Source organism: Geobacillus sp. E263 (genome assembly GCF_007197795.1).
Taxonomy (GTDB): domain Bacteria; phylum Bacillota; class Bacilli; order Bacillales; family Anoxybacillaceae; genus Parageobacillus_B; species Parageobacillus_B toebii.
Window position 1 is genome coordinate 22,828 of the sequence record NZ_CP041632.1, and the last position, 12,454, is coordinate 35,281.

The 12,454-nt window shown below is 41.4% G+C and carries 11 protein-coding genes and 1 pseudogene; 11 read left to right on the top strand and 1 reads right to left on the bottom strand.

Annotated elements, in window-relative coordinates; all coding sequences use genetic code 11:
• Positions 1-16 precede the first annotated feature (16 nt).
• The 8 genes from yycF to rlmH all read left to right on the top strand — a co-directional run bounded on the left by yycF (position 17) and on the right by rlmH (position 7,643).
• On the top strand, positions 17-724 hold the full coding sequence (gene yycF, locus FNL97_RS00130; RefSeq protein WP_062754555.1) for a response regulator YycF: 708 nt from the start codon (positions 17-19) through the stop codon (positions 722-724).
• A 9-nt stretch (positions 725-733) separates the two neighbouring features.
• Positions 734-2,560 carry a cell wall metabolism sensor histidine kinase WalK gene (gene walK, locus FNL97_RS00135; RefSeq protein WP_143414748.1) on the top strand — a complete coding sequence of 609 codons (1,827 nt, stop codon included), beginning with the start codon at positions 734-736 and terminating at the stop codon, positions 2,558-2,560.
• Positions 2,553-3,902 carry a YycH family regulatory protein gene (locus tag FNL97_RS00140; RefSeq protein ID WP_143416262.1) on the top strand — a complete coding sequence of 450 codons (1,350 nt, stop codon included), beginning with the start codon at positions 2,553-2,555 and terminating at the stop codon, positions 3,900-3,902. Before walK ends, FNL97_RS00140 begins: the two co-directional genes overlap by 8 nt.
• On the top strand, positions 3,889-4,671 hold the full coding sequence (locus FNL97_RS00145; RefSeq protein WP_143414749.1) for a two-component system regulatory protein YycI: 783 nt from the start codon (positions 3,889-3,891) through the stop codon (positions 4,669-4,671). Before FNL97_RS00140 ends, FNL97_RS00145 begins: the two co-directional genes overlap by 14 nt.
• 5 nt (positions 4,672-4,676) lie before the next feature.
• A complete protein-coding gene (yycJ, locus tag FNL97_RS00150) occupies positions 4,677-5,471 on the top strand; it encodes an exodeoxyribonuclease YycJ (protein ID WP_015865401.1) in 795 nt (264 codons plus the stop codon).
• A gap of 161 nt (positions 5,472-5,632) precedes the next feature.
• Complete coding sequence (locus FNL97_RS00155) at positions 5,633-6,847, top strand: S1C family serine protease (protein WP_015865400.1); 1,215 nt, start codon at positions 5,633-5,635, stop codon at positions 6,845-6,847.
• 76 nt (positions 6,848-6,923) lie between these two features.
• The gene (locus FNL97_RS00160) at positions 6,924-7,079 is read left to right on the top strand and encodes a CxxH/CxxC protein (protein WP_143414750.1); all 156 of its coding nucleotides are present in this window, start codon (positions 6,924-6,926) and stop codon (positions 7,077-7,079) included.
• Between the two features lie 84 nt (positions 7,080-7,163).
• A complete protein-coding gene (gene rlmH, locus FNL97_RS00165; protein ID WP_015865398.1) occupies positions 7,164-7,643 on the top strand; it encodes a 23S rRNA (pseudouridine(1915)-N(3))-methyltransferase RlmH in 480 nt (159 codons plus the stop codon).
• A gap of 255 nt (positions 7,644-7,898) precedes the next feature.
• Here the strand turns inward: rlmH and FNL97_RS18645 are convergent.
• Positions 7,899-8,153 (bottom strand): annotated as a pseudogene (locus tag FNL97_RS18645) (transposase family protein); the annotation flags it as partial.
• A gap of 369 nt (positions 8,154-8,522) precedes the next feature.
• Here FNL97_RS18645 and desB point away from each other — a divergent pair.
• The 3 genes from desB to FNL97_RS00185 all read left to right on the top strand — a co-directional run bounded on the left by desB (position 8,523) and on the right by FNL97_RS00185 (position 12,424).
• Positions 8,523-9,641: a Delta(10) desaturase DesB gene (gene desB / locus FNL97_RS00175; RefSeq protein ID WP_143414751.1), complete on the top strand. Its 1,119-nt coding sequence runs from the start codon at positions 8,523-8,525 to the stop codon at positions 9,639-9,641.
• A gap of 353 nt (positions 9,642-9,994) precedes the next feature.
• Positions 9,995-11,251 carry a GntP family permease gene (locus FNL97_RS00180; RefSeq protein ID WP_143414752.1) on the top strand — a complete coding sequence of 419 codons (1,257 nt, stop codon included), beginning with the start codon at positions 9,995-9,997 and terminating at the stop codon, positions 11,249-11,251.
• 30 nt (positions 11,252-11,281) lie between these two features.
• Positions 11,282-12,424 (top strand): glycerate kinase, encoded by a 1,143-nt coding sequence (locus FNL97_RS00185; protein ID WP_143414753.1) that lies wholly within the window; start codon positions 11,282-11,284, stop codon positions 12,422-12,424.
• The last annotated feature ends 30 nt before the right edge of the window (positions 12,425-12,454 follow it).

The window sequence follows — 12,454 nt, forward strand, 5'->3', positions numbered from 1 at the left end:
GGATGTGAAGAGAATGATGGAAAAACGAATTCTCGTTGTTGATGATGAGAAGCCGATTGCGGATATTTTGCAATTTAATTTGCAAAAAGAAGGATATGAGGTAATTTGTGCTTACGATGGAGAAGAAGCGTTGCAAAAAGTCGAGGAAATAATGCCGGATCTTATTTTGCTTGATATTATGCTTCCACAAAAAGACGGTATGGAAGTTTGTCGGGAAGTACGGAAAAAATACGATATGCCAATTATTATGTTAACTGCAAAAGATTCAGAGATTGATAAGGTACTTGGTTTAGAATTAGGGGCGGATGACTATGTAACAAAGCCGTTCAGTACGAGAGAGCTGTTAGCGCGGGTAAGAGCGAATTTACGCCGTCATACACAAATTGTTGCACAGGAAGAAACGAACGATACGAATGAAATTATTATCGGTTCTCTTGTCATTCGTCCTGATGCATACATCGTTTCGAAACGAGGAGAAACGATTGAATTAACGCATCGCGAGTTTGAATTGCTGCATTATTTGGCAAAACATATTGGACAAGTCATGACAAGGGAGCACCTGTTGCAAACCGTATGGGGATACGATTATTACGGTGATGTTCGTACTGTTGATGTCACGGTGCGCCGTCTCCGCGAAAAAATTGAAGATAATCCATCACACCCTTCATGGATTGTCACACGACGGGGAGTCGGATATTATTTGCGCAACCCAGAACAGGAGTAACGAAAACAAATGAAAAAAGTAGGCCCATTTCGTTCGATTCATTTCAAGTTTGCCGTTATATACGTTTTGCTTATTCTCATAGCGATGCAAATTATCGGTGTTTATTTTGTTAGAAAGCTAGAAACGGAGTTAGTGCAAAGTTTTAAAAATTCCCTGAATGAACGGGTGACGCTATTAGCGTATAATGTGGAACAAGCGATGAATAAAGAAAGGGATTCGAAAAGTCCGATGTTAGAAGAAGATATCCGCTCCCTTCTCCGTGATTTTGTTTCCGATGACATTTCTGAAGTCCGTGTCATCGATCATAAAGGCAAAGTGTTAGCTACATCGAATCCATATATGCAAAATATCGTTGGAAAGCGGACAACGGAAATTTATGTGAAGCGATCGCTTGTGACTGGGGAAATCGTCGATCAAATGTTCATAGATCAGAAAGGACACCGTATGTATATTTCTTCTACTCCAATTAAATCGAGTGGAGAAATAAAGGGAGTTATTTACATCATTGCTTCGATGGAGAACGTATTCTCACAAATGAAACAAATTAATACAATTTTAGCAACGGGAACCGGAATTGCTCTTGCTATTACGGCTGTACTCGGTGTTCTTTTGTCACGCACGATTACTCGTCCGATTTCAGATATGCGAAAACAAGCGTTAGCGATGACAAAGGGAGATTTCTCCCGCAAAGTAAAAATTTACGGTTATGATGAAATCGGACAATTAGCAATGACGTTTAATAATTTAACGAAAAAGCTGCAAGAAGCTCAAGCGACAACAGAAGGGGAACGGCGTAAGCTTGAATCCGTATTAACACATATGACGGACGGAGTAATTGCCACGGACCGCCGCGGCAAAATTATACTCATTAATGATGCCGCCTTAAACATTTTGAATGTTTCACGTGAAACGGTACTGTCGAGTTCCATTATCGATGTGCTTGGAATTGGTGACCAATATACGTTTGAAACACTGTTGGAGGAGCAAGATTCGCTCATTTTAGATTTTAGTACGGATGAAGAGCTATATATTTTGCGTGCATCACTTTCTGTGATTCAAAAAGAAACAGGATTTGTTAATGGATTAATTGTCGTATTGCATGATATTACGGAACAAGAAAAAATTGACCGCGAACGTAGAGAATTTGTTGCCAATGTTTCACATGAGCTTCGCACTCCGTTAACAACAATGAAAAGTTATTTGGAAGCACTAGCGGAAGGAGCTTGGCAAGATAAAGCGATTGCTCCTCGATTTATCGAAGTAGTACAAACAGAAACAGAACGAATGATTCGCTTAGTCAATGACTTATTACAGCTTTCTAAACTGGACAGTAAAGATTATAAGCTAAATAAATCATGGGTAAATTTTTCGGAGTACTTTCATAAAGTGATTGACCGTTTTGAATTGACAAAAAGCGAAAACATTACGTTTGTGCGAAAAATCCCAAAAGAAGCGATTTTTATTGAAATCGATAAAGATAAAATTACGCAAGTATTAGATAATATTATTTCCAACGCCATCAAATATTCTCCACAAGGCGGAAAAATTACGTTTCGCGTTAGAGAGCTTGCCGATGAAATTATTGTGAGTGTCAGCGATGAAGGAGTCGGTATTCCTAAGGCGGATCTCGCGAAAGTGTTCGAACGGTTTTATCGTGTCGATAAGGCAAGATCACGCAAACTCGGCGGTACAGGGTTAGGATTAGCAATTGCGAAAGAATTGGTGATCGCTCATGGAGGAACCATTTGGGCGGAAAGTAAGGAGCATAAAGGAACAACGATTTTCTTTACTTTACCGTTGGAAAGAGATCAAAAGGATGACTGGGACGATGTATGAAGCAGCAAAAACAGTCGTGTTGACGTTTTTAGTATTAGTGAGTATTGTGCTGACGTTTGTATTATGGACATACCACCCAAAATACGATGTTTTGCAAAATGATGAGTACGTTCAGAACGTTTCCGTCAGCAACACCCAAGTAGATCCAGCGATGATTGTTCAACCTTCACAGCTGTTGTTTCATAAAAATAATGCTCATTATGGAATTGTACAAGAAGAAGAAGCAAACCAGATTTTAAAAGAAATCAAAAAATGGTCCATTGATGATTTTGAAAACATTTCCGATACGATTCCAAAAGGAAAATTTTTATCGTTTTTACACGAAAAAGAGAGACTAGAACTCGTTTATCCCGATAGCATCCCTATTGATGTTTATCGTTCCATTTTTCAAATTGAAGACAAAGGAATAAAACATATTAGTTTTGACCGTATAATCATTCCATTAGCGAACAAGGACGAGCTTTCTATTTATTTTATTTCTACGGAAAAACGCAGGGTATATAAAGCAATTGCAACGGACGTATCACTTTCTGAAATTAACAAACTAGCAATGGAATTAGATAAATACCCTCGTTATTTTCCTTATGTAATTAATGAAACAAAGCAAATTTTTTTGCCTGAAAAAGAGGTCACAATGAATCGTCTTCAATATTATACGGACGAGCTTGACTCTGATAAATTTAAAGAGGCGCTGTTTAGCGATCCTAGTTTTGTGAAAAAAGATTTAATTACATTTGGCGAGGAATATACCGATGGATCGCGATTAATGGATGTTGATTTTTTACAGCGAATGTTGTTATATGTAAACCCAGCAGCGCGGACATTGAACGGTAGCGAGAATCAAAAAAGCGATAATTTAATTCAAAAGAGCATTGACTTTGTCAATGAGCATGGCGGCTGGACCGATATGTATCGCTTTGCTAGATGGAATGAGGACGAACGGACCGTCGTATTTCGCCTAATAGTCAACAACCACCCTGTATTTAACGAATATGGCATGTCTGAAATAGTACAAATATGGGGAAGCAGCGATCTTGTAAAATATCAGCGTCCTCTATTTCGTTTAGAAGTTGCCGACCGTGTGAATGTGCCAAGGACGTTATTATCCGGTCATGAAGTGATTAAAAAAATAGAAATGATGGAGGGATTTAAAAAAGAATTAGTAAAAGATATTGTGGTAGGATATGAGCTGATAAAAGATCCGGAACGAGAAAAAGTGATTATTTTAGAACCATCATGGTTTTGTTTATACGGTCAGACGTGGAAGAAGATACCTTTAGATGACCAAGAAAAAGAACAAGACAGCAAAAAGAGAGGAGGGAACGTAAGTGGATTGGAGTAAAACAAAAACGATTTTTATTATTACGTTCCTCATCCTCGATTGTTTTTTAGGATATCAATTTATGGAAAAGCGAAATAGCAGCCAATTAGATGTCATTTTGGAAACAACGATTGAAGAACAATTGGAGGCAAACGGCATCACTTATGTAGAGCTTCCAAAAGAAATAACGAAAGCCACTTATGTCAGCGGGGAAAGCAAAAAGTTTACCGATGAAGAAATAAAAAAATTGCCTGGCCAAAAGGTGACGATAAACGATGGAACCGCTTTGAAAGGGACATTTATTCATCCGATATCGTTAAATTTCAAAGATCCATATCGATTGAAAGAATTTTTACAGCGGCATATTGTCAATGGAAAAAAGTATACGTTTTGGACATTTGACGAAAAGTCAAATACCGTCGTTTGCTACCAAACGTATGATGGAAAAATAATTTACAATAATGAAAGCAGTAAACTATTGATACATTTAAATGAAAAAAGCGAAGCGGTATCGTATGAACAAACGATGTTAGATGATTTACAAAAATATGAGAGAAAACAAGATATCGTCCCAGCTATTAAGGCAATTGAAACGTTATACAAAAAAGGGTATTTACAACCCGGGGACCGCGTCACATCGGTTGAACTAGGATATTACGGCCTGGTTCAGTTTACCACTTCTCAAGTATTAACGCCGACGTGGCATATCGTCATTAATGGAAAAAAAGACTATTTTATTAATGCATTCGAAGGACAAATCATTAATGATGAAGGAAAAATTTTGGAGTGAGAAAAATGGCGATGCAGTTTAGCGTTTTAGCAAGCGGCAGTACAGGAAATGCATTTTATATAGAAACAGGACAACAGAGGCTGCTTGTCGATGCGGGATTAAGCGGAAAGCAATTAGAACAATTATTCGAGCAAATTGATCGCGATTTGCGTGACTTAACGGCGATTTTAGTGACACATGAGCATAGCGATCATATTAAAGGATTAGGCGTCATTGCCCGAAAGTATAAACTGCCTATTTATGCGAATGAAAAAACGTGGAAGGCAATGGAAGGGTTAATTGGCGATATTCCCACCGAGCAAAAGTTTATTTTTCCATTAGGCAAAGTGCGTTCTTTTGGCGATCTTGATGTAGAGTCGTTCGGTGTATCACACGATGCGGCAGAGCCGATGTTTTACGTATTTTATCATGAAGGAAAAAAACTTGCGTTAATTACGGATACAGGCTATGTTAGCGATCGGATGAAAGGGACGATCAAAAATGCCGATGTATTTATTTTTGAAAGCAATCATGATGTGGAAATGCTGCGAATGGGAAAGTATCCGTGGAACGTCAAGCGCCGCATTTTAAGCGATGTTGGTCATGTTTCTAATGAAGAGGCGGGGCTAGCGTTAGCCGATGTGATCGGAGACCGCACAAAACGAATTTATTTAGCGCATCTAAGTCAGGATAATAATATAAAGGAATTGGCTCGGATGACGGTGGCGCAAACGTTGGCAAACAGAGGATTGGCAATCGGAGATCAGTTTGATTTATATGATACTGACCCGAAAATAGCAACGAAACTTGTGTATGTATAATCGCCATTTCGTCAAAAATAGGTAAATATGTTTGTCATGAGTGTTGGTTCATCAGCACGTCTATGTGTTGATAAATGGATTTTCTATTCTTTAAAAGAGTATAATGGGAATAGATATGCTTTCTTATTGAACAATTATCGTTGCTGAAAGGGTTGATGCGCATGGGATATTACGATGATCACTACGAATACCAGCAAAAACAAAAGGGAAACCGTGGCCGCTGGTTTTTTTCCGCGTTAGTTGGCGCTGTTTTAGGAGGGTTATTAGTAGTAATTTCTGTTCCAGCTCTTTCAAAATGGAATGTGCTTCCTTATCAAGTTACACCGAGAGAGAGTGAACAGGTACAAAATGAAGAAACAGCAAAAGAACCTGCTATACGGCAACAAGTTTCTGTCGATGTGTCAAGCCAAGTAACAAAAGCGATTGATAAAGTATCCGATGCGGTTGTTGGCATTGTAAACATTCAAGCAGCGAACTTTTGGTCGCAGGGCGGAGAAGCGGGAACTGGTTCAGGCGTCATCTATAAAAAAGAAAATGGGAAAGCATTTATTGTGACGAACCATCATGTTGTCGAAAACGCCAGTGAATTAGAAGTAAGCTTAAAAGATGGAACAAGAGTGCCAGCGAAGCTGTTGGGAAGCGATGTGTTAATGGACTTAGCAGTATTGGAAATTGATGCGAAGCATGTCAAAAAAGTAGCTGAGTTTGGCAATTCAGATACAGTCAAACCGGGAGAACCAGTCATTGCGATCGGAAATCCGCTTGGGTTGCAATTCGCTGGCTCTGTTACGCAAGGAATTATATCAGGAACGAATCGAACCGTAGAAGTTGACTTAGACCAAGATGGTACTCCGGATTGGAATGCAGAAGTATTGCAAACGGATGCTGCCATTAACCCGGGCAATAGCGGTGGCGCCCTTGTCAATATTCAAGGGCAAGTTATTGGCATTAACTCCATGAAAATTGCCCAAGAAGCAGTGGAGGGAATTGGATTTGCCATCCCAATCAATACGGCGATTCCGGTAATTTCAGATTTAGAAAAATACGGACAAGTACGCCGCCCATATATGGGGGTAGAACTTCGCTCCTTAAGCGATATTTCTTCTTATCATTTGCAAGCAACCTTGCACTTGCCAAAAGATGTAACAGAAGGTGTGGCTGTCATTCAAGTAGTGCCAATGTCTCCAGCAGCGCAAGCGGGATTAAAGCAATTTGATGTGATCGTAGCATTAGATGATCACAAAATTCGTGATGTGTTAGATTTAAGAAAATATTTGTACACAAAAAAATCGATTGGCGATACAATGAAAGTAACATTTTATCGAGACGGAAAAAAACATACAGTGACGATAAAATTAGAGAAAGAATCGTTTTAACCATAAATAAAAAAACAAGGAGCGCTATATTCGCTCCTTATTCTTTTTCCACATGTGGATAAAAGGAGATGAGAACATGTTTTTCTGCTGTGAAGAACATATCGATATAGCCATCGACATGTATGTGGATAAAATGGAACAAGCGCCGAATATTTCGTTTATTTCTGTGGATAAGTCAGAGAAATCATGCGATTTTTGTACGAATAAAGCCGTATATATAGTGGGGAACTAATGTTTTTTACACAATATGTGGATATATACTGTGTATATGTGGATAAATGTTGTTGATATTTTGTTTGTAAAGTGGGGATGAGTTGTGCATATTCACATTATTTCTGTTGGTAAGTTAAAAGAAAAATATTTGATGCAAGGGATTGACGAATATAAAAAACGATTATCCAGTTATGCGAAAGTTGATATCATTGAAGTTCCTGATGAAAAAGCGCCAGAACATTTAAGTGAACAAGAAATGGAGCAAATTAAACAGCGGGAAGGGGAACGCATTTTAGCGAAAATTCCCAATGACGCGTATGTGATTGCCTTAGCGATCGAAGGAAAGATGAAATCGTCCGAGCAATTTGCCGCCAGCCTAGACAAACTTGCCACTTACGGAAAAAGCAAAATCGCCTTTATCATCGGCGGTTCGCTCGGCTTAAGCAAACAAGTGATGCAGCGCGCCGATGAAGCGTTATCGTTTTCCAAAATGACGTTCCCGCACCAGCTGATGCGTCTCATTCTCCTTGAACAAATTTACCGTGCGTTTCGGATTAACCGGGGGGAACCGTATCACAAATAGGTAATGGTTAGGTTTAAAATATAACCCTTTCAAGAGAAGAGGGGTTTTATTGTTGGTACTATGTAGGCTTGGATCTGTAGGATCCAAGTCTCTATCTGGAATGTGAGCTATAAAGGAAAAGTAAATATTTTGAAGTTCCTTTTTGTTTGCTTCTATTCTTTCAATAGAAGTAACAAGAAGTTGCCTAAATTCCAAAACCGATAAATATTCTTTCAATTCCAGGAACTCTTGAAGCTGTAATTTAATGAACTCAGGAGAGGCGGAAAACACTGGGGAACAATTCCGGCACCGATAGCGCTTTACCTTGACGAACAAGTACACCGGCTGATGGAAAATCGCCAAATCCCGTACTTTTCTTGTCCGTCTGTCGTGGACAGAGGAAGTGGCAAACCCACAATGAGGGCAACGTTCCTGTGTCTCTGTTTTCTCTACATGAATCGCATAACCATAGGAAAGAAGTTCTTGTTTAATCACTTTAAATTCTGGCAATCCTAGTGATATAGAAAGCACTTACGAGACCTCCTTAATGTTTGTTTCGTCGCTAACATTATTGCCAGGATCTCGTTAGTGCTTTCTCTTTTTTGTCACTAAATCACAAAATTTGGTGATGAACCAAATTTTATACATCATCGTTTAATACTAAGTCATAGAACTACATAATAATTTATTGACAGGACAAGCTAAAAAGTGTTAGCATGAGTTTTAAATAACCAATAATGAATGATGGATATGTAATTGTCTGATTTGATATCCACGTATATGGTTATGAAATATAATACCCTTCATTGATTTTAAGCATTGAATCGATGCGATGACCCGAAAGGTGAGATTACGAGCGGTTGCTTGTCAATCGAAGGTGGATTTGAAAGGAGCTATTCAATGAAAGAGTTTCATACGTTCGGTTGGTATGCCGCCAGGATTTCTCCACATTTGCCGAAAAAGGCGTTTCAACCTGTTCCGTCCCGCCTATTTGGAGGTTTCGCTTATTTGTCGTTAACCATCGGCTGCATCCTCGCTGTTTCTCTCTTGCATCTTCATCCGGTATGGAATCTCCTCCTAGCTGTTGTGTTAGGTTTCAGCTTTGCGGCATTGGGGTTTTTAGGACATGAAATTTTGCACGGCACGGTCGTACGAAAGCCGTGGCTGCGTGATATTCTTGGCGCAATCGCATTTTGGCCGCTATGCACAGGTCCGAAGCTGTGGCGAAAATGGCACAATGTGACTCATCATGTACACACACAAGATGAAGAAATGGATCCGGATGCATGGCCTAGTTTAGAAAGGTTAGCCAAAAGCCGTCTATTGCGCTGGGTATACAAAATTCCGTTTCCAATTCGTGCGTTTTTCGCTTTTAGTTCATTGTCTGTTATGTTTACGCTTCATTCTATCAAGATGTTAATCTATTTCTTCAAAGATTTTCAGCCGAAAAATCGCAGTGTGGTGCTGCTTCAGTTTTTCCTGCCATGGTCCACATGGATTGGGCTGTTGTTTTTCATTGGATTTGAGCGTTGGTTTTTTGCCTTTTTGTTGCCTTTGCTGATTGCTAATTTTATTGTGATGAGCTATATCTCTACGAACCATCGTTTAAATCCGTTAGTGCCGGTAAATGATCCGCTGGCAAACAGCCTTACCGTAACGGTGCCAAAGTGGATAGATGTGCTTCACTTTAACTTCTCGTATCATACCGAACATCATCTGTTTCCAGCGATGAGCTCGAAATATTACCCGTTAGTGAAGGAGCACATTAAACGAATGTGGCCGGATCGGTATCACGAATTGCCAATGGGAAAAGCGTTAGCCGCGCTTTGGAAAACACCGAGAGTATATTATCAGCAAAACGAGCTGATCGAGCCGCGGCAAGGACATGTTTACGGTTCGTTAGGCAATGGGTTGGATCCTGAAAATATTACTTATCGAAACATGGAGGCAATGCCGTTTTCCAGCTTGGAAGAGAAACCGATAATCATAAAAAAAGCAGTGGGAAAAGAGAATAAGTAACAAAAAGGATTCTTCATCATGAGAGTGATGAAGAATCCTTTTTACTTGATGTTGTCTTGTTCATGACGCCTGTCATCCATCGTTTCGTTTGAACCATATTTGACACTCCTTTTTCTTATTTTTACAATCATTATGATAAAAAAGAAAATTGAAGCGATTATTGTGAAAATGTTGAAGAAGGAAGGAGATGTGTTGTATCCATTTACAAAGGGGTTATCGTTAATCGGATGATGAAGATTTTAGGGAGAAATATAGATGTGATGGAATGAGAAGGTATCATTATTGGTTTTGGAGATAAAGAGAAAATTGGTCATGTTCATGAGGGCGTTGTTTGTATGAAAGGGGAATCTGTTATGGATATTCAAGTAAGCGCCGCAGGAGCCATCGTAGCACTGGTTGTTGCCATTGTGTTGATTTTACGGAAAGTTTCCCCCGCCTACGGGATGATTGCTGGTGCTTTTGTCGGCGGAATCATTGGCGGGGGAAACGTGACAGATACGGTCACGGTGATGATGGATGGAGCAAAAGAAATGATTCCTGCGGTATTGCGTATTTTGGCGGCAGGAGTGTTAGCCGGGGTTTTAATGGAATCGGGGGCAGCGGCAGCGATCGCTGAAACGATCGTTCGAAAGCTTGGGGAAACGCGGGCTTTGCTTGCGCTTTCAGTGGCGACAGCGCTGCTGACTGCGATCGGCGTGTTTGTGGATGTCGCAGTCATTACCGTTGCGCCGATTGCGTTAGCGATCGCAAGCCGCGCCAACTTATCAAAAACGGCGATTTTGCTGGCGATGATTGGCGGCGGGAAGGCGGGGAACATTATGTCACCGAACCCGAACGCCATCGCTGCTGCGGATGCATTCCATATTCCGCTGACATCATTAATGGCAGCTGGAGCCGTTCCAGCAATATTCGGGCTCGCTGTTACGTATATCATCGCCAGAAAACTTGCGCAAAAAGGAACGCTTATTTATGACGTGCAGGAAAGAAAAAGCAGCGGACAAACTCCTTCGTTCTTTGCGGCTATTATTGCTCCGCTTGTCGCGATAGTATTGCTTGCATTGCGGCCGTTGTTTGATATTGCGATTGACCCAATGATCGCCCTTCCGGTTGGCGGTATCGTTGGTGCGTTGGCGATGAAAAAAGGGAAGAAGTTGAATGATTATGCCATATCCGGGTTATCCAAAATGTCTGACGTTGCCATCATGTTAGTCGGAACAGGGACATTAGCGGGCATTGTTGCCAATTCCTCGCTAAAAGATGTTATCATTAACGGTTTGGATCATTTCGGGTTACCAGCATACGTGCTGGCGCCGATTTCCGGGATTTTGATGTCTGGGGCGACTGCTTCCACGACGGCGGGAACAGCTGTTGCCAGCAGTGTATTTGGTGAAACGATGATAAGTCTAGGTATTTCCGCATTAGCCGGGGCAGCGATGGTTCATGCCGGGGCGACCGTATTGGATCATTTGCCGCACGGAAGCTTCTTCCACGCGACAGCGGGCAGCGTCCATATGGAGGTCAAAGAACGGCTGAAACTAATTCCGTATGAGTCACTCATCGGCTTGACACTGGCTGTCGTATCGATGCTGATTTTCGGAGTCTTCCAATGATTTTCATAATCACAATGAGGAGGAAAGAGGATGAAAGTGATTATTGCGCCAGATTCGTTTAAAGAAAGCTTATCCGCGCTTGAGGTGGCGAACGCGATTGAAAAAGGGTTCCGCGATATATTTCCTGAAGCGGAATACGTGAAAATTCCGATGGCAGACGGCGGAGAAGGGACGGTTCAATCATTGGTCGATGCGACAGGCGGGCGAATTGTGAAAACGGAAGTGACAGGACCACTTGGGGATCGTGTCCAAGCCTTTTTTGGCATGCTTGGGGATGGAAAAACAGCAGTCATTGAAATGGCGGCCGCCTCTGGATTGCACCTTGTTCCGAGTGAAAAGAGAAATCCGCTTGTGACGACAACGAGAGGGACAGGGGAATTGATTCTCGCTGCGCTAGATGAAGGAGCCGAGCATATTATTATCGGCATCGGTGGAAGCGCGACAAACGATGGCGGGGCTGGCATGATTCAGGCGCTTGGCGGGCGTCTTTTAAACCGACATGGACAGGAAATCGGACCAGGGGGCGGGAGCTTATCCGAGCTTGCCGACATTGATTTGTCAGGACTCGATCAACGGTTAAAATGTGTAAAAATTGAAGTTGCGTGCGATGTTGACAATCCGTTGACAGGTCCAAAAGGCGCCTCGGCGATTTTCGGTCCACAAAAAGGAGCGACGCCCGAAATGGTCGCGACACTGGATAACAATTTAAAGCACTATGCGGATGTCATTGAACGAGTGTTAGGAAAGCAAGTAAAAGATATTCCTGGTGCCGGGGCGGCTGGAGGACTTGGCGCTGGATTGCTTGCCTTTCTCGAGGCGAAGCTGAAGCGCGGAGTGGAGATTGTGTTAGAAACGGTGAATTTTCATGAACGAATTCAAGGCGCATCGCTAGTGATTACGGGGGAAGGACGAATCGATAGGCAGACGATTTTTGGAAAAACGCCGATCGGCGTAGCAAAAGCGGCCAAGCGATACAATATTCCAGTCATTGCCATCGCCGGCTCTGTATCCGATGACAGCGATGTTGTGCGAAGCTATGGAATTGATGCGCTTTATAGCATTGTCCCGGGAATTATTCCATTAGAAAAAGCATTAGCAAATGCTCGGTATTATGTTACTCAAACCGCTCGGAACATTGCAGCGGTTTGCAAAATTGGAACAAATATGAAGTAAAAAAGGTTCTTTATCCCAGAACCTTTTTTA